The organism is Pseudoalteromonas sp. ND6B (assembly GCF_000764215.1).
Classification (GTDB): Bacteria; Pseudomonadota; Gammaproteobacteria; order Enterobacterales; family Alteromonadaceae; genus Pseudoalteromonas; species Pseudoalteromonas tetraodonis.
The window spans coordinates 1-18,403 of sequence record NZ_JQFL01000049.1; the positions used below are offsets into that span (position 1 = coordinate 1).

Annotated in this window: 19 protein-coding genes and 2 rRNA genes; 13 read left to right on the forward strand and 8 right to left on the reverse strand. The window is 39.9% G+C overall.

What is annotated here, in order from left to right; all coding sequences use genetic code 11:
- From ND6B_RS0119280 to ND6B_RS0119285, 10 genes are all read left to right on the forward strand, one after another.
- Positions 1-265 (forward strand): 23S ribosomal RNA (locus ND6B_RS0119280); the annotation flags it as partial.
- Positions 266-398: 133 nt separating this feature from the next.
- A 5S ribosomal RNA gene (gene rrf / locus ND6B_RS08155) occupies positions 399-513 on the forward strand.
- Positions 514-1,071: 558 nt separating this feature from the next.
- On the forward strand, positions 1,072-2,004 hold the full coding sequence (locus tag ND6B_RS08150; protein WP_010392530.1) for a hypothetical protein: 933 nt from the start codon (positions 1,072-1,074) through the stop codon (positions 2,002-2,004).
- Positions 2,005-2,029: 25 nt separating this feature from the next.
- Positions 2,030-2,929 carry a DUF350 domain-containing protein gene (locus ND6B_RS08145; RefSeq protein WP_013463678.1) on the forward strand — a complete coding sequence of 300 codons (900 nt, stop codon included), beginning with the start codon at positions 2,030-2,032 and terminating at the stop codon, positions 2,927-2,929.
- Between the two features lie 4 nt (positions 2,930-2,933).
- On the forward strand, positions 2,934-4,655 hold the full coding sequence (locus ND6B_RS08140; protein ID WP_016900245.1) for a polyamine aminopropyltransferase: 1,722 nt from the start codon (positions 2,934-2,936) through the stop codon (positions 4,653-4,655).
- An 80-nt stretch (positions 4,656-4,735) separates the two neighbouring features.
- Positions 4,736-5,149 carry a YjfI family protein gene (locus ND6B_RS08135; RefSeq protein WP_004335098.1) on the forward strand — a complete coding sequence of 138 codons (414 nt, stop codon included), beginning with the start codon at positions 4,736-4,738 and terminating at the stop codon, positions 5,147-5,149.
- 24 nt (positions 5,150-5,173) lie between these two features.
- Entirely contained in the window at positions 5,174-5,866 is a 693-nt protein-coding gene (locus ND6B_RS08130; RefSeq protein WP_016900244.1) for a PspA/IM30 family protein, read from the forward strand.
- A gap of 71 nt (positions 5,867-5,937) precedes the next feature.
- Entirely contained in the window at positions 5,938-6,576 is a 639-nt protein-coding gene (locus ND6B_RS08125) for a hypothetical protein (protein ID WP_016900243.1), read from the forward strand.
- A complete protein-coding gene (locus ND6B_RS08120) occupies positions 6,573-6,893 on the forward strand; it encodes a hypothetical protein (RefSeq protein WP_008113280.1) in 321 nt (106 codons plus the stop codon). Before ND6B_RS08125 ends, ND6B_RS08120 begins: the two co-directional genes overlap by 4 nt.
- Positions 6,894-6,957: 64 nt before the next feature.
- Positions 6,958-7,143: a hypothetical protein gene (locus ND6B_RS0119285; protein ID WP_008113278.1), complete on the forward strand. Its 186-nt coding sequence runs from the start codon at positions 6,958-6,960 to the stop codon at positions 7,141-7,143.
- A gap of 15 nt (positions 7,144-7,158) precedes the next feature.
- Here the strand turns inward: ND6B_RS0119285 and ND6B_RS08115 are convergent, their stop codons facing one another.
- The 4 genes from ND6B_RS08115 to ND6B_RS08100 form a co-directional block, all read right to left on the reverse strand.
- Positions 7,159-7,560, reverse strand: a complete 402-nt coding sequence (locus tag ND6B_RS08115) for a hypothetical protein (protein WP_008113277.1) — start codon at positions 7,558-7,560, stop codon at positions 7,159-7,161.
- Positions 7,561-7,570: 10 nt separating this feature from the next.
- Positions 7,571-8,128 (reverse strand): hypothetical protein, encoded by a 558-nt coding sequence (locus tag ND6B_RS08110; RefSeq protein ID WP_016900242.1) that lies wholly within the window; start codon positions 8,126-8,128, stop codon positions 7,571-7,573.
- A 68-nt stretch (positions 8,129-8,196) separates the two neighbouring features.
- Positions 8,197-9,576 carry a class II fumarate hydratase gene (locus ND6B_RS08105; RefSeq protein ID WP_016900241.1) on the reverse strand — a complete coding sequence of 460 codons (1,380 nt, stop codon included), beginning with the start codon at positions 9,574-9,576 and terminating at the stop codon, positions 8,197-8,199.
- A 216-nt stretch (positions 9,577-9,792) separates the two neighbouring features.
- Positions 9,793-9,978, reverse strand: coding sequence for a hypothetical protein (locus tag ND6B_RS08100; protein ID WP_013463685.1), 186 nt, complete (start codon positions 9,976-9,978; stop codon positions 9,793-9,795).
- A 193-nt stretch (positions 9,979-10,171) separates the two neighbouring features.
- On the opposite strand from ND6B_RS08100, the gene ND6B_RS08095 reads away from it, so the two are divergent.
- Positions 10,172-10,762: a DUF938 domain-containing protein gene (locus tag ND6B_RS08095; protein WP_033103649.1), complete on the forward strand. Its 591-nt coding sequence runs from the start codon at positions 10,172-10,174 to the stop codon at positions 10,760-10,762.
- On the opposite strand, the gene ND6B_RS08090 is transcribed toward ND6B_RS08095, so the two are convergent.
- The 3 genes from ND6B_RS08090 to ND6B_RS08080 form a co-directional block, all read right to left on the reverse strand.
- Positions 10,739-11,878: a GNAT family N-acetyltransferase gene (locus ND6B_RS08090; protein ID WP_033103650.1), complete on the reverse strand. Its 1,140-nt coding sequence runs from the start codon at positions 11,876-11,878 to the stop codon at positions 10,739-10,741. The genes ND6B_RS08095 and ND6B_RS08090 overlap by 24 nt on opposite strands.
- Before the next feature lie 91 nt (positions 11,879-11,969).
- Positions 11,970-14,696 carry a CHASE domain-containing protein gene (locus ND6B_RS08085; RefSeq protein WP_033103651.1) on the reverse strand — a complete coding sequence of 909 codons (2,727 nt, stop codon included), beginning with the start codon at positions 14,694-14,696 and terminating at the stop codon, positions 11,970-11,972.
- 73 nt (positions 14,697-14,769) lie between these two features.
- Complete coding sequence (locus tag ND6B_RS08080; protein ID WP_033103652.1) at positions 14,770-15,225, reverse strand: Lrp/AsnC family transcriptional regulator; 456 nt, start codon at positions 15,223-15,225, stop codon at positions 14,770-14,772.
- Between the two features lie 136 nt (positions 15,226-15,361).
- On the opposite strand from ND6B_RS08080, the gene ND6B_RS08075 reads away from it, so the two are divergent.
- Both ND6B_RS08075 and ND6B_RS08070 read left to right on the forward strand, forming a co-directional pair.
- On the forward strand, positions 15,362-16,531 hold the full coding sequence (locus ND6B_RS08075) for a PrnB family protein (protein WP_033103653.1): 1,170 nt from the start codon (positions 15,362-15,364) through the stop codon (positions 16,529-16,531).
- A 1-nt stretch (position 16,532) separates the two neighbouring features.
- A complete protein-coding gene (locus ND6B_RS08070; protein ID WP_033103654.1) occupies positions 16,533-17,657 on the forward strand; it encodes an aminotransferase class V-fold PLP-dependent enzyme in 1,125 nt (374 codons plus the stop codon).
- Here the strand turns inward: ND6B_RS08070 and ND6B_RS08065 are convergent.
- Positions 17,641-18,129 carry a DUF4124 domain-containing protein gene (locus ND6B_RS08065; protein WP_013463692.1) on the reverse strand — a complete coding sequence of 163 codons (489 nt, stop codon included), beginning with the start codon at positions 18,127-18,129 and terminating at the stop codon, positions 17,641-17,643. The two genes, ND6B_RS08070 and ND6B_RS08065, sit on opposite strands and share 17 nt — an antisense overlap.
- Positions 18,130-18,403 lie beyond the last annotated feature (274 nt).

Sequence of the window (18,403 nt, forward strand, 5' to 3'; positions counted from 1 at the left end):
GAGGGGTTGCTCCTAGTACGAGAGGACCGGAGTGAACGAACCGCTGGTGTTCGGGTTGTCATGCCAATGGCATTGCCCGGTAGCTACGTTCGGAACTGATAAGCGCTGAAAGCATCTAAGCGCGAAGCAGGCCTCGAGATGAGTTCTCACTAGACTTTTAAAGTCTCTGAAGGGCCGTTGAAGACTACAACGTTGATAGGCAAGATGTGGAAGTGGTGTGAGCCATTAAGCTAACTTGTACTAATTACCCGTGAGGCTTAACCATACAACGCCAAACGCGTTTTATGCGACAGTTTAAGCAAGAAGTTAATAGACTAAAGTAGATTACTTGATTACTCTTTATTATCAGAATTCCAAATTTTAGTAAGCTCGATTAAATCGAACTTGCACCAAATTTGCTTGGTGACAATAGCGTTTTGGACCCACCTGACCCCATGCCGAACTCAGTAGTGAAACGAAACAGCGCCGATGATAGTGTAGCATTTGCTATGTGAAAGTAGGACATTACCAGGCTCCAAATAAGAGAAACCCGTTACAGCGATGTGACGGGTTTTTTTACGTCTGTAGGAAAGTGAAAACGCAGGTGAAAGGTAAAAGGCATCAGGTAAAAGGAATAAATAATACCAATTCGCTTAATTAAGCGGTCTATTTTGAGGCAGGAAAAACGGGTTGATAGCTAGGCAAAAAATTCGCTATTTAGTTGTTCTAAATGAGAATTTTTTAACACAGATAGCGACACGTTTACCCCCGCAAAATGATTGAGTATTATTGCGGATTGGTATAATAGCCAAAAGCCACCTTCATTATGACTCTCCACGCTGTTCTGCCACTACATGCTAATGCGCTGTCGCTGCAAAGTAGTATACGTACTCCAAATCCAAGTCAGTGTTAAGCCTAAAGCCCTCAGTTTTGAAGTATTACCATCAGCATTCTCTCTTTACTGATCTTAGTTATTTTCCTTGCATCTTTAAACTAGTCCCTAAATTATCATCTTGTTGCAATTTCATTGTTGGTTTAATAACTGTCCTGTGTAAAACTATCTAGGATAATTTAGTAAATCAGGTGACATGAATGTCGAATATAAAAGCTTGGAAACTTCTCAGCCTGTTTTGTTTGTTTACAGCACTGATTGGTTGTCAATCTAAAGAAGAACAGCTACAACAAACAATTCAAGAGTCCATTAAAAAGGCCGATGTCGAGCTTACTCAGCTTGGTAAAGCACTTGATAATGGTAGTATACGTAATGCGATTATTCTTAAAGAATACAGTCGTATCCTTAAACAACAGCAACCTGAACTCAGTAAGGTTGTTGATGTAGTTAGCCTTGATGCCACACGCCAGGGAGCCCTTTATAGTGGCTTAACCCAACGCCTTGATGATATTAAGGGTAATTACTTAATTCCTCCTTACGAAGACACTTTATACAATATTGATTTATTGCGTGAGGCAGCAAAGCCAACGTTATTTTCTGATGCCTTAACCGATCCTATTAATATGCTTGCGGATATGTCGAATGGTTCTTTAGCACGAGTTGGTGCTATAAGCCAAAAAGCTGAAGGCGAAGGGGTCGGTAACCAAATGGTAGGTAATCCTAACTATGGTAATTGGCAAACGAATAGTAGTGGTATTAGCTTTTGGCAGTGGTACGGCATGTACCGTATTTTGGGTGATGTATTTGACCGAGTTGAATACGGAAGTTGGAGTAAACGCCGTAAGTATAGTTACTACAATGACTATGGTCGTACTCGTTACTCAAGCCCTAAACAAATAAAAACCCAAAGTGCATTAGAAACACGTACACGACAATCTTACCAACGCCAAGGCAAGCAGTTCACTAGTCCTTATGCGAGTAAAAAAACAGGTGCATCAGGTTTGAGTCGCAGCAGTTATACGCCGCCTAAAAGTCGCAGCAGTTACTCAAGAGCGAGTAGTTATAGCAATAATTCAGGATCGGTTCGTAATAGCAGTAGCAGAACCTCGCGCGGCGTAAGTCGTGGTAAGTAAAGAATAACGTTGGAGTTAGAATAATATGTATGAATTTAATGGAATAACTATGTGGTCTTTGCAAGCACTGTCTGTGGACTTTGCAATTATCATCTTACTGTTTGTGAGCTTAAAGTATATTAAAGGTTGGGTATCTAATTTACACGCCAATGATGAAATTACCGAGCGCGATAACTTTGCATTTGGAATAAGCTTTGCCGCTGGTTTGGTAGCACTTGCGATTGTGTTAACGGGCGTGAGTAGTGGTGCGTTTGCTGCTACGTTACAAAAAGAAGCTCTGTTAATGCTTGGCTATGGTGCATTAGCAATTCTGCTTATAAAGCTGGGTCACTTTTTTCAAGATAAAGTGGCGCTGCGTAAAGTGAGCTTACATAACGAAATAGTCAAAGGTAACGTTACTGCGTCAATTATTGATTTTGGCCATGTAGTAAGTGTTGCCGTGGTTATCCGCTCAGCCCTATTGTGGGTTGCTACTGAAGGTTGGCATGGCATTCCTATTGTTATTGCTGCGTTTGTAATTGGTAGTGTGGTATTGCTGTTAGTAAGCCAATATCGCGTGCAGTTATTTAAGCGCACCAATAAAAGTGGCGACTGCCTACAACAGGCTATTATTGATGGTAATTTAGCAGTAGGTGTTCGTTATGCAGGCTTTTTAATTGGTAGTGCATTAGCCATTACTGCTGCAACAGGCATTGCTCCTTATGCTGCTGACAATATTAATGCGAGTTTACTTTACTGGGCGCTAAGCGCCGTTGTTTGTTTGGTTGCTTTCATTTTACTGCACTTACTGACGATTAAAATCATTCTTGCTGGCTGTAATATTTCAGATGAAGTGAATCGTCAAAAGAATGTGGGTGTTGCCGCTATTTCTGCAGCTGTGTCATTTGCTGTCGGGATCACTATGGCCACACTACTGGGTGCATAATCACGTGTCATCAACTCAAGCTTCCCCAAGTAAATTTAATTTACTTGGGCATGATATTTTACTGATCACTGTTATGGCCGTACTCGCTGGGTGCGGCCTTATTTATGAATACTTACTTTCTCATTATGCTGGCCGAGTACTCGGCTCAGTTGAGAGTGCAATTTACGCCATGATAGGCACTATGATTGTAGCTATGGGGATGGGTGCATTTTTAGCGCGTTGGTTTAAAGATGCCTTTACCGCATTTGCTTGGCTAGAGAGTATTATTGCGCTCATAGGTATGGGCTGTATATTAGCCATTGCCAGCATTATTGCCGTGAGTTATTCACTCCCTCATTTATTCTCAAGTATTTTTAATATTCCACCTGACGTTATTCTTAATGGTTACGTGTTTCAAAAGCTGCAAGAGTGGTCTCGCTTTTTACCTTATGTATTTGGCTTAATATTAGGGCTATTTATTGGTATGGAAATACCGCTTATTGCGCGCATTCGCCAGCATGTTTATGGACGTTTTTTAGAAAATAACGCCGGCACTATATATGGGGCTGACTATATTGGCGCTGGTATTGGCGCGGCAATTTGGGTGAGTATTATGCTCGCAATGCCAATAATGCAAGCCGCCGCTTGGACAGCGCTATTTAACATTATTGCCGGGCTGGCTTTTTTATGGCGTTACCATAGCTATGTACGCTTTGCTAAGTTGCTATTGGTTTGCCATATATTACTGCTGGTATTATTCGCTTTTATTTTGCAGTTTGGTAGTAGCTGGATGGATAACCTAAGTAACGTACTATACAAAGATAAAGTTATTTACTCTCAGGCGACTAAGTATCAACATGTGGTGCTAACAGAGCGTTTAAGTAAAAATCAGCCTCAGCCAATTACTGATCTATATTTAAATGGTCGTTTGCAGTTCTCTAGTGTAGATGAGCAAATATATCACTCAATGCTTGTTTATCCTGCAATGCTCGCATCTAATCGTCATGACCGTGTTTTGATTATTGGTGGCGGTGACGGATTAGCCATGCGTGATGTATTAAAGTGGCCAGTCAAAGAAGTCACACTAATTGATTTAGATGGCCAGCTACTGAATTTATTTGGCCATGAAGACGATAAATTCACACCGCCAGAAGAGATTAAACAGCGGTTGGTAGCACTCAATAATGAATCGATGCATGACCCGCGAGCAAATATTATTGTGGGCGATGCATTTTTAGAAGTTGAAAAGCTACTGGATCAGTCAAAGCAATTCGATACTATTTTAATTGATTTGCCAGACCCTAATCACCCTGATCTTAATAAGATGTACAGCGATTACTTTTATAATCATGTACGCCAATTATTAGCGCCTGATGGTGCTATGGCGGTACAGTCAACATCGCCTTATCATGCGAAAAAGGCATTTTTAAGTATTGCTAAAACGGTGAAAGCCGCAGGTTTTGATTATGTAGAGCAATATCAGCAAAACATTCCTTCGTTTGGTCAATGGGGATGGACTATTGCGACTAAAATGGGGCAATCACCTAGTGCCCGTATTAGCAATATAACTGATATGCCAGTGCCATCTCGGTGGATTAGTAAAAAATATTTATTAGCGAGTTTTGCATTTCCTAATAACTATTTTGAACAAGTGAACGATATTGAAGTCAATAGGTTAGGTTCTGGTCGCTTATATGATTACTACCGAGCAGCTTGGCAAATAGAAAGTGAATTGTATAAAAATTAATAAAACATGGTTGACATAATATGTCGGCCGTGCGAATCTTAACTCAGACATAATATGTCAAACGACGAAAAGGCAGAGACATGGAATTAAATGAACTTTCAATAAAATTAGCGTCTTTTGAAACCGAGGGTGCTAACTTTGAGTCTTTCTTGATTGCCAATCCAGGTGAGCAAGATGTTTTACAAGTCATTGTTGATGGAAATGACGAGCTTCCAATTTTTGTTACTCAAACACAAGAGCAATTACTATGTATTAGCTACTTGTTTGACGAAGATGAAGTAAAAAGTGAATTACGCAACGAGTTAAACGAAACATTACTGCGTTTAAACGTGCCAATTCCACTGAGTGCATTTGCTAAGATCGATAATAAATACGCGATTTTTGGTGCACTGTCGGTAAATTCATCTCTAGATGATGTTACCCACGAACTAGTGACATTAGCTGATAACGCTATAGATGCACTAGAAGCCGTGACCTTATATTTAAACGATTAGTAGCTAGTTAGTGGAGTTAAGATTATGAGTATTTTAAAAAAATTATTTACAGCAGTACGTGGCGGCGCACGTGAAGCAGGCGAAGCAATTGTTGATGCCAATGGTATTCGTATTTTTGAGCAAGAAATTGCTGATGCACAAAATGCGTTACACCGTGCTAAAAAAAGCCTAACAGAAGTAATGGCTAAAGAAATGCAAACTAAGCGTAAAATTAGCGCAGTAGATGCATCAATTGCTGAGCATGAAGCTTATGCAGGTCAAGCCCTTGAAAAAGGTAATGAAGCATTAGCATTAGAAATTGCAGAAAAAATTGGTGACTTTGAAGCTGAGAAAGCTGAGCACGAGCAAGTGTTAGCGGGCTTTAGTAGTCACATAGTGACTTTGAAGCAGCAAGTAAAAGATGCTGAAAAATCAATTAAGGAAAATCAGCGTCAGCTTACTATGGTTAAAACCACAGAAAGCGTTCAGCAAGCGACAATGGCTGTAAACAGCACGCTTAATACTAATAATTCATCAATGACATCGGCGCGTCAGTCGCTTGAGCGTATTAAGCAACGCCAACAAGACCGTACTGATCAATTAGGTGCTGCAAAGTCTCTAGAAGCAGATGTTAATGGCGACGATTTAAAAGCTAAAATGGCTGAAGCAGGTATTGGTGATACGAATCCAAAAAGTGCTGATATTTTAGCGCGCATTAAAGCGAAGCAAAATAGCTAACATTTAGAACCATATCAAAAAGGTAACCGAGTTTCGCTCCGTTACCTTTTTTGCTTACAGAGGCACCTTATATGTTTAATTTTTTCAAATCTAAAAAAAAGCCAGAACGTCAGCTTAATCATGCGAGTGACCTTAAAAAAGGCGACATGTTTACTGTCATTGATTCGTTTGCTTATCCTTCATGGCTTAAAGGTCAAACGTTGCGCGTTATTGATGTGCAAACGTATCAGTACCAACACAGCAGTGATACTGAATTTGTACTTGAAACTAACACTGGCCAAGTGGTGTTTTTACAAATAGAGCAAAATGATGGTGAACAGTGGGCAAACTTCTCTATAAAAATTCAGCGTGATGAAGTTGAAGAGATCTTTGGTCTTGATGAATTTGCGCGTATTTTTGATGAAGAGTCATTAACACATATCACGGTACAAAATACCCCTGAGCGTTTTATGCAATTTTTAGCGAAAAGCTATCAACAAAGTGAATCGCCTTATGTATGTTATTTTCATAATAAAGACTTTCGTGGCCAAACGCTGCCTCGCTATGAGCAAGACGGTGGTGAACCCTGTGAAATGATTTGTTTAGCGTCACCCGATGAAGGGCATAGCGTTAATATAGAGATTTGGGAGGGAGGTGAAACAGAAGTCTCACTGACGTTAACTCGCCCAATTAGCGATATTGTTGATTTGTTTCCTGGAGATGCCCAGTGAGTGATGCTAAAGACAAGTGGTTGCGCCAAGAGCAAGCTGTGCGCGCCACGCAAATGGCATTTGATTTGAGTAGTGAGGTACAAAAGTCGATAAAAAAACAAGCTATCGATCAAGAGCTCACTCCCTCAGATATGATCCGTAAAATTTTAGGTCTTGATGTAAAGTCTAAAAAAACACGGCAACGACTATCGTTTAATTTAAATGATGACGAAATAGCGCAATTGGCTAGCCGGTTTGAAGTGGCAGTAGATGATAAAAGAGCGGTAAAGCAACAGGTAGCAGAGTTACTCATTGAGCATACAAAAAAGACTAAGTAACCCTTTTGCCTTCTTTATGTAAAATACTTACACTGGGGCTATTATTTTCTAAAAAAGTGCCGCTGTGAATATCTTATTGATTGCCTACTTACTTATGTTTGCTTTATTTGGCACGGCGGCAAGCTACTTCGTGCGTTTTATATATGCTTACTGGGTACAGAAAAAAATGCCACTGGAATACATTTTTAAGGCAGGTGTGTGTATTTTCATGGTGGTGGTTATTTCGGTGTTAATACCACTATTAGATTAACACCGAAACGAACTGCTACTGGTAGTTAACTGTTTTACATTGATTATCAATACATAAAGAGTGGACTTCTAGCACTGGTGAACAGTCTTTGAACTCAAGCATTGCATTATCTAGTTGTTCTTGCTCAGTGATTTTTTGCGCTAATTGCTCTGCTTGTTCTTGAGAGTGATTTAATGTTGAGTACACAACATACTTACTCGGCCCCCCACAGACACGCGAGCCAACACCTAACACCTTACATTGATAGCTGGCTGTGCAGCTTTTATTACTTGTAAGCTCATTAAGTTGAGTATTTAAAACAGATTCACTCGCGTTTTGAGCTTTGCTTGATGTTAGTGCACTACTGCAACCGCTAAGTAGCATAGTCATAACAACACAGGTAGCTGATAGCTTAATTACGGATGACAAACAACTCATAATCTAATCCTTAAAATACACTTACCGCAGAGCCTTCAAGTTTAACACATTTATTTTCAACACACTGAGTGCTTGGCGCAGTTAAATGTTGGCAAATACTCATCATGCCTTTTTGCGCATTATAGGTACTTTCCAATTGAGTGATAGTATCGCTTAGGGCTGAAACCTGCTCTTGGGGTGCGCTTTGTGTAGAGTACACAATGTAATCACTTGGTCCACCACAGGCACGGCTACCAACAGCACTGACTTTACACTGTGAACTAGTTGAACATTGTTTATCTGCTATGAGGTTATTTAATTTATTTTTTGCTGTTTTAATATCATCAAGCGACACTTCTTTTGCAGCATCAACCGGTAGTTGCTGTGCTATTTTATTTTGGTTATTCGCTTGTGGTAGTTTTTGTTGTGGTATCGGCGTAGACGTGTTTTCTACCGCATTGGTTTTAGTTTGCTCAGTTTCATTTGAGGTGGTTTCTAAGCAAGCTGTTAAGCAAAGCGGTAGCAGTAGAGCGAGTAATGGAGTACGCATAATCGTTCCTGATAGTGATGAATTATTCATCACTATCATACACGGTGCATCCATTACGGCAATAAAAACTCTACTATCAATATATTAAAGCGCCATTAATGGCGCTTTTACATTAACCCACCTTGGGTTAATTTAGCTGGATTGAGTAATGCCTCTAATTCTGAGCGAGATAGGTCAGTCTCTTGCTCGGCGATATCAATAATTGGCTTTGCTTGCTGGTAAGCTTGTTTGGCAATTTTTGCTGCTTTTTCATAGCCAATAACTGGGTTGAGTGCAGTAACTAAAATAGGATTTTTAGTCAGCGCTTTATCAATCTGTGCTTGATTAACTTTAAAGCTAGTTATGGCTTTATCCGCTAGTGCTTGCGCACTGTTAGCAAGTATCTCTGTACTTTGCAGGATATTATAAGCAATCACGGGTAGCATTACGTTAAGCTCAAAGTTGCCAGTTTGGCCTGCTACGGTAATTGTGGCGTCGTTACCGATTACTTGCGCACTAGCCATTGCAGCGGCTTCTGGGATCACCGGGTTCACTTTGCCAGGCATAATGGATGAACCAGGCTGCAATGCTTCAAGCTCTATTTCACCAAGTCCCGCAAGCGGCCCTGAATTCATCCAACGTAGATCGTTGGCTATTTTCATTTGCGCAACGGCATAGACTTTCAGCTGCCCTGATAAAGCCACAATGGCATCTTGCGAGCCAATATTATAAAAAAAGTTATCACTGGGGATAAAGTTAATCCCTACTTTTTCACTTAGCTGTTTGGCAAATAGCGTAGCAAATTGTGGATCGGCATTAATACCTGTACCTACTGCTGTCCCCCCCTGAGCCAGCTCACAAACACGTATTAGTGCATGCTCAATACCGCTGGCTGCGTGCTTTACCTGCGATTGCCATGCGCTGAGTGTTTGCTCAAAGGTCACTGGCATTGCATCCATTAAATGAGTGCGCCCAGTTTTAACTATATGACCGATGTCTGCTTTTTTCTGCTCTAAGGCGTCGGCTAAGTTTGCTAGTGCTGGCAGTAATTTTTTATCAACACTGATAGCACTGCTTAAGGCGATTGCAGTGGGAATAACGTCATTCGAGCTTTGTCCCATATTCACATCGTCGTTAGGGTGAATAGGTTGATTAGCATGTTTTGAAGCCAAACTTGCAATAACTTCGTTGGCATTCATATTTGAGCTGGTACCTGATCCCGTTTGAAAAATATCAACAGGGAAATGCTCATAATGTTTACCATCAATAATTTCTTGGCAGGCATGCTCGATTGCATTTGCTTTTGTTTTATCTAAATGGCCCAGCTTTAAATTGGTTAATGCTGCGGCTTGTTTTATATACGCTAAAGCAATAATAAATTGCTGTGGCATGGTGAGGTTGCTAATCGTAAAGTTATTAATGGCGCGTTGGGTTTGTGCTTTATAAAGTGCGTCAGCGGGCACGTCGAGTGTCCCCATGCTATCTGATTCTGTTCTAAAGTTACTCATTAGTACTCCTAAAAAAGAGAATATATGACATTAAACTACGCTATATAAAAAGATATGGTGCTGTTATTGCTATTTACAACGGTATAGCTAAAAAGTAGGGGGCGTCAAGGCAAGTTAACAAGTGGGATTAAAACTAAAAAGTCGACTTAAACGGATTTTAAGTCGACTTAAATAATGTATTTATATAAACAGCCAGTTATAAGGCTAAACAGAATTTTAATTGTAGCCAAGAATAAATATTTGGTCTGTTTCATGTTTGTTTTGTGCCTTTTGAGTGTGTTTTACATGAGAAAGTAAGTCGATAACCGTTGCTCTACAATCTGTTTCATGACTCGTTTTATCTAGGCTTTTATCGGTAATTGCCATTACAGCGTCTACGGCGGTATAGGGTGAAATATACATAATGTTATCCTTTTGTCGTTTAGTACTCATTAAGTGAGTAATTTAATAAAAGCATATAGCGTACCAGCTCGGTAAATATAATTTAACGTATTGAAATTAAAGTTATTTTATTATTTTGGTTAATTTACTCACGACAAAATAGCTGAAATTTGTTTTACTATTGTGCATTCATTTGCAATTTAGGTGCATCAGTATGACCAAACCGTTTTCACAAGCCTGCGAAAATAATAAAAATCATATACTTAAGGCTTTGCAGCCTGCATTGCAAAATGCAGGGTCGGTACTTGAGATAGGCTCGGGGACGGGTCAGCATAGCGTTTTCTTTGCCAAAAAATTGCCACATTTACAATGGTATACCAGTGATCGAGAGGTTAATCATCAAGGAATAAAGTTATGGCATGATGAGGTGCAACTGGCAAACTTGCATCCGCCTTTATTACTTGACCTAAACGATCCTTGGCCAGTAAATAAAGTGGATGCGATATATACTGCTAACACTTTTCACATAGTGAGCTGGGAGTTAATTACGCGTTTTTTTGCTGGAGTAAATCAGCACTTAAACCAGCAAGGGGTGGTGTGTGTATATGGCCCTTTCAAATATAAAGGGGAGTTTACCAGCCCCAGTAATGATGAATTTAATAGTTTATTGCAAAGTCGCGACTCGCTTAGTGGTATTCGTGATTTCGAAGCGGTTGAGCAACTTGCAGTGCAATCTGGGCTTAAGTTACTTAGCGATACGGCGATGCCTGCAAATAATCAGTTACTCATTTTTAAACGGCAATAAAGAGCTGCATTGTTGTTTGTAAATGTCGATATGTTGGCATTCGCGTTCTAAGTAATCTGCAATAGCATGATTAAAATCGGGGTGAATAATATGATGAGCAGAATAAGTAGTGATGGGTTGAAAGCCGCGTGCTATTTTATGCTCACCCTGAGCACCGGCATTAAAACAGTGAATATTATGCTTAATCGCATATTCAATGCCTTGGTAGTAACACAGCTCAAAGTGAAGAGAATCAATCTCTTCGCTTGCTCCCCAATAACGCCCATAAAGGGTATTGTCACCAATTAAACTTAATGTGGCGGCAATCACTTTATGGTCTTTTTTGGCTAGCATAATGAGCAATTTTTCAGCCATTAAGGCGTGTAGCAAGCTAAAAAAATCGCTGTTTAAGTAGCCTAAATGGCCTGAACGTTTTAAATAAGTACGTTGATAAAACTCACAAAAAAGCTGCATCACTGTTGTGGTGATTTGCTCACCTTGCAGCCATTCAATGGTGATATTTTGCTGTGTTATTTTAGCGCGTTCTTTTTTTACTGCTTTGCGCTTACGGGCATTAAAGGTTTTTAAAAAATCATCAAAGTCTTTAAATTCATTATTAAACCACTGAAACTGTACCCCGGTTCTCAGCATGGCACCTGCATCATTTAGCTGTGAGGCTTGTGCTTTATCGCAAAAGTTTACATGCCAGCCTGACCAGGCTTGTTTTGCGCAGTGGGTATTAAGTTGCTCTGTTATATACTCATAAACTAACTTTGGGTTACTATGCATAATACGTATTCTTTGGCCCTCAATCGGGCTAAAGGGAATACAGCACAGCCATTTAGGGTAATAATCTAAGCCATTTTTTTCATAAGCTTCAGCCCATGCCCAGTCAAATACATATTCACCGTAGGAGTGCGCTTTTAAGTAGCCAGGGGCAAGGGCAACTAGTTTATCGCCTTCATAAACGGCTAAGTGGTGAGGCTGCCAACCTGTTTTTGCGCTTACACATTGGCTTTGCTCAAGTGCATATAAAAAAGCGTGTTGAGTAAAAGGGTCACTACCAAAAAAATAATGCCATTGTGTTGCGTCAATTTGGTTGATGCTATTAAACCATTGATGTGAAAAGTGGCTCATAATGCTTTGCCTACTATTTTTTAAGTGGGTTGCTGATTAATTTTGGTAATAGTGCGACAGCCATATTTGGTTTTCTGTTTTCGATAAATCTTTATGGTTTATCTGGCGCAATATATTGAGATAGGCACTGTATAAGCTTATCGAGTTCGAGAGGTTTTGCAAGATGTTCGTTAAAACCAATTGCTAAGGCATTGGCTTTATCTTCAGGCATTACATCAGCAGTTAAGGCAATAATTGGTAATTGCTCAGTACTTTTAATTTGACGTATCAAGGCGGTGGCTTGGTAACCGTCCATAATCGGCATTTGGCAATCCATTAATACTAAATCGAAGTCATTTATTTTAACTTGTTCTACTGCTAATTCGCCATTTTCAACCAGTGTTGGGGTAATTCCTAAAGAGCTAAGCATTGCTTTTATGACTAATTGATTGACGCTGTTATCTTCTGCAACCAGTATTTTTAGTTTACTTAAGTCAACATGCTGGTGTATGTGCTTTGCCGTTACTTGTTGCGCTGCACATGTATTTAACTCGACAGACAGAGTAAAAGTAGAGCCCTTACCTGGCTCGCTTTGTACGCTGATATCTCCAGACATTAATAAGCTAAGTTCTTTTGCGATTGCTAAACCAAGCCCTGTGCCACCAAATTTACGTGATGTTGAGCTATCGGCTTGGGTGAACGCATCAAATAACTTACTTTGCTCTGATGGCGCAATACCGATGCCCGAGTCCTTAATAGTCAAGGTGATTTGACGACGTCTATCGGTAATCTCCTTGCTGTATGCGCTAACACTTACTTCACCTTCATAGGTAAACTTAATGGCGTTACTACATAGGTTTAATAAAATTTGCTCAATTCGCATAACATCACCTTCAAACCAAATATCGGTTGGTAATTGGTTATCAACTTTCCAGTGAATGCCTTTTTGTTCTGCGCTTTGCTCGAACATACTACTGATCCGAGCAAGAAGCGCATTCAAATCAAAAGGAGCGACTTCTAAGGTGAGCTTTTGTGATTCAATTTTAGAGATATCGAGTACATCATTGATTAAACTTAACAATGATTTAGACGCTAAATTAATTTTATTTAAATAATTAGAAAGAATTTCAGGGCTATCTTCATTTTTAGCTAGGGTTGAAAAGCCAATCACAGCGTTAAGTGGGGTGCGAATTTCATGGCTCATATTTGCTAAAAATCGGCTTTTAGCCTGATTTGCTAAATCAGATTGCTGTTTAGCTTTAACGAGCGAGCGAGTACGCTCTGCTACCAAGCGTGAGAGTGCAAGGTGTTGGTTATTAAACAGCAGTAATATCAGTAAAATGAGTGAGCTTACAATGACCTGTAAAATAAGTAAAAAGAGGGTCATATGATTGTTTTGATGCGGTAGGAATTCATCATTAATTGTTAAATCAACCAGCCATGTTTGCCCTGCAAAATTAATCGTGATGGTTGTCAGTTTATTGCTTTTGGTCGGTATATTTTCGGCGTTTGAATAAAATGGATTGGTAGTATTAGCTTCATAAATAGCGATATTAAACATCTTATTTTGTGCTTGGGTAATCGACTGAGCAAGTATGTTTTTTACTAAAAATACACCTGTTGCGTAGCCTTTAATTGAGGCAACTTCGTTATTTTGTTGATACACAGGAGCAAATAATAAATACGCAGGTTCAGGTTGTTTTGCTTGAACTAACTGAATTATTTTAGTGCCCACAGGGCGATTTTTAATGCGTGGGTCGAGTAAAGTCTCACGGCGATCTTTACGAGAATTGAGATTAAAACCTATGGCAGATTGGTTTTCTGCAAAAGGAGCAATATAGGTAATAACCACCAATGGATCGTTGTTTGATAATGGCGCCCCTTTAATGCTCGGATCAAAGCTGTATGCAGTATAAACTTCATTGAGCTGTTTGTTAAAGTCACTGACCTGAGCCTGGTTAATTTTGCGGTTCCATGAAAATGCTTTAATAAATGAATGCTCAGCCAATAGTTGAGCACTGTAGCTATCAAACTCTTGCTTGCTTAAAGTCGGTGTTGATTGTATCTGGCTTGCAAGGCTTTGTACGGTTATTTGGCTGAGGTTTAAATTGCTCAGCAAACTGTTTTCAATAATAGATGTTTCGCGCTTAGCTATTTGTATCGCATTTGAATACGTCTCTTGGTTGTATAGCTTAGTGGTTAAAGCTACAGAGATAAATAACACCGAGCACACTGCAATAGTAGGTAACGGGGTAACATCATGGCGTTTAAATTTTGGTTGTAATAACGCCAATAAAAAGGGAGTTGCGATCAGTACGCCAAGAGAGTCACCAAGCCACCAAAAAGTAACATTGTTCCAATGATTATCAATGCTGTAAGCAGGGTTAAACTGACTTAAAGCATAGACGCCAATATTGGCCGATATTAGGCTGACGACAATACCGACGGCAAAAATAAAATAAATAATAGATTGGCGTTGTTTTAAATACAACGGATGGCCTAGCCAGTACTTTAAAAGAGCAGCGCCAATCATGCCTTGTAGCACGGCGCCTAAACCGATTAGCAGTACTTGTTGTAGTGTATTACCAATTAAAACCTGATCAGTGATTGGGTTATCACCGGTACTTAAATTAAAGGCGACAGAGGCAATAAATAATGCCGGGATAAAACGCCACCACCAGATAAAACAGCCAACTAGGGCAATACCTGCAGGGAGCCAGATAGGGATGACTTGTGATTGAAAGGCAAAATTAGTCAATAACTTACCAGTTGCAAAATACGCAACCGCAAACAATATGTAAAAAGCGAAAGATCTGGATGTTGAACGAAAAATATTCACATGCATCCTTGTTAAATATTATTTTTATAATGATATTTTAGTATAGCGAATCGGCACTAAATAGTATTATTTTTTAAAGTGGTAGCTGCTTTTTACTAAATGATTGTTTGAGTACTACCGTTGACTCTATATTGGCGATGCAGCTTAAGCTCCCCAGCTGGTGCTTTACAAACTGCTCATAGCTTTCTAAATCCTGAGAAATAATTTTCAGTAAATAATCGTGGCTACCTGAGATCACAGAGCACTCAAGTACATGGGCTAGCTTTTCTACATGCTGCTCAAATTGCTGTGCCGCACTCACCGAGTTTTGACTTAGTCGCACGAAAGCATAAACCAGCACATTAAGGTTGAGCGACTTAGGGTTAATGGCAGCGTGATAGCCCGTAATTACATGTTCCTGCTCAAGCTTTTTGATACGCCTAAGAGTTGGGGTGTCTGATAGGTTAATGGTATTGGCTAATTCAGAAACTGACATGCGGGCATGCGATTGTAAGGCAATCAGTAACTGCTGATCTTTTTTATCTAACATGACTATGGGATCTTATTAATTATTTTAATGTTGTTAGTGATTATTGCTAACTAAAGGTGTTTTTACTATTTTTTTTGGCGTTTTACCCTCAGGGGTTTTTGTTAGCATTAAAACATAATAATAACAGGGTGTAGTTATGAGTTCTTTTACTGCTAAGTTTGACCGTTGGATAAGATCAGAGTTTGTAAGCTTAAACTCGCAATTAGAACAGCTTTATTGGCAGCAAACCGATAAGGCTAATGTTGAGGGGATTGGTGATAGCTTAAAGCTGGCACTAAAGGAGCAAGGCAATGCGCTGATCAGCGATTTATTGGCCGAAGGCAATACCGACGAAGGATTTGATAGCGCATTCGACTTGCTTGGTAATGTTGGTTTGTTTATGGCTGCTTGTCGCAGGCATGAGATCACAGAGCCGAGCAGAGAAACAACCTCACCATTAGTTGAAGCATCGGCGCTTGCTATGCATATTGGTGCCTCTATAGGTGTAACGCCTCGTTTTGCTACCGCGCATCTAACCACGCATAATAAAGCCATTAATGGCACCTATAAGCGTTTTACAAATCTTGATGATGAAGCCCTTTTTTTAGATTACAACACCCAAGGTATTTTAGCGTATAAGCGCGCAAGCGATGCTTTATTAAAAATATTACCTTTGGGTATTTCTCACCCCGTTACAGCCGAACTACTTGAGGTGGTTAAAAAGGCATTAATGGATGTAATAGCGTCGAATAACGCCTTATACACTCAGCTAGACACCGAACGTTTTTTTAATTGTGTACGTCCATATTACAAGCCTTACAGAGTAGGTAAAGAAGTTTACCGTGGTGCAAATGCAGGAGATTTTGCCGGTATTAATGTTATTGATATGCTGCTAGGGCTTTGCAGTGCCAATGAGCCGAGTTACTCGCAAATGCTGGTGGATAAATTTTTATATATGATGCCAGAGGATCAACAAATACTTCGTGAAGCCATGCGTATGCAAAGCCTAATGGATGATTTTTTAGAGGCCGAACAATATAAAAATACAAAGTGGTTTCAAAAGCAAGGCAAACTATTTATTCAAGTGTGTAAATTACATGGCGACACCGCTATCGGTCATCATAATCAGCTGGTAGAAAAGTTTATTGCTCAGCCATCACAGCACATGCAACAACAGCATATGAGTAAAGTAACCGCCAGTGGACCTCCTCTACCGGTACTGCTCGATTCATTAGCTAAGTTAAGAGATAGGCGTGCCGCGGCAAAGCGTGACGACATAAATACGCGCTTTGATGATTTAAACACGCTAAAACAGTGGATTAATTAATATGGCTAAAAATGATTTTTGTATGCCACAGGGTTGTTATTTATTAAGCCACTCTGTTGGCCGCCCATTAAAAACGAGCTTAGAAAATGCCACTGAACATTTTTTTACTCCTTGGCAAGAAAGTGTAAAAGAGCCATGGCAACAATGGTTACCCGCCATTGAAAGATTTACTGAGGCATTAGGGCAGTTGTTTAATGCGCCTAGTGAGCAATTTTGTCCTCAGGTTAATTTATCCAGTGGTTTAACCAAATTGGTTATGTCACACCCCGTTTTTAATAAACCACAGTGTACGGTATTAATGGCGCAGGCTGATTTTCCCAGTATGGGGTTTGTAATGCAAAAAGCACTGCCTGAATGTGCAAAAATACGCTACATCCCTGAGCATGAAGACTTGAGTGATAGACAGGTATGGCAGCGATATTTAACTTCAGAGATTGATGGGGTCTTTGTTAGCCATGTTTATTCTAATACGGGTGTACAAGCTCCCATAAACGATATTGTGGCGCTGAGTAAAGTCACGAATACACTCTCAATAATTGATGTGGCGCAATCGGCAGGGGTTATCCCTGTCGATCTAACGGCGTTAAATGCTGACTTTATGATTGGTTCAAGTGTGAAGTGGCTATGCGGAGGGCCAGGTGCGGCCTATTTATGGGTAAATCCAAAGCAAATAACGAAATGTGAGCCAAAAGATGTTGGCTGGTTTTCACATCAAAACCCATTCGAGTTTGATATTTCGCATTTTCAATATAACGCTAAAACACTTAGATTTTGGGGCGGTACGCCCTCGGTACTTCCTTATATCATTGCCGCTCATAGTATTGAATATATTGTTGAATTTGGCGTTGAACAAGTGAGATCGCACAACTTGATGTTACTTGAGTTAATTCAGCAGCAATTGGGCGCTTTTTTAATGTCACCTAGCGCTAAAGAGCAATGTAGTGGCACCGCTATTTTGCAGTTTTCTGAGCATCAGCAAAGTGTATTAACGGCATTAGAGGCTGCAAAAATAAGTGTTGATGTGCGTAAACTCGGCATCCGTGTTTCACCTCACATATATAATACAAAGTCAGAGATACAAACATTTATTGATGTTGTGAAGCACATACTTAAGGTTGCTGGCTAAGCTGCTGTTTTTTTTGAGTGAGTGCTTCTATTTGTTGTTGTGCTTGCTTGATTTGTGGGTCAAATCGCTGCTTAAGTGCCGCCGTTTCAGTGGTAATGGCATTCGCAATTGAGCTAGCCCCTAAGCGATTTGCTTTATCTTGGGTCATGTAATCGATTTGCTGTTTTTTTTGTGCGTATTCTTGTTGGTATTGTTTAATCTTAAGCTCAAGCTGCACAATATCACGCTCTATTTGTTGCACCGCTAGATAATCGTCAACAGAAGTATCGGCAACTGGTGTGTTCTCAGATTGTGGCGTATTTGTTTGCATGATGTTGACGTTTCTAAGCGTGATCACTTGAGCGTCTTCAGCGCAAGGAGTTTGACTAAAAGTAGGCACTCCTTTAATGGTACATTTATAAACCGTCACTTCATTTGCCATGCTAGCAGCACAGGCACCCAAACAACATAGTAGTAATATTAGCTTTGCCATGGTTAAACCTAAGCTGGTTTAAAGTACCATTTATAATGCACTAAGTTGTGACACCATACAATTTGTTTAATTTATTAGCATGCGCTCGCGACGGCCTTATACAAAGTGCAAATTAATAGAGGCTATTAAATTTTAGGCATAAAAAAACCACAATTAAGTGGCTTGCAATCAGTAATGCTGGAGAGGGAGGGATAGACTTACTTACATCCCTGTAATTAATCGCTGCGCGACGCTTGCAGCGGCCTAAAATGTTCCAGACATTTTATCGAACCCT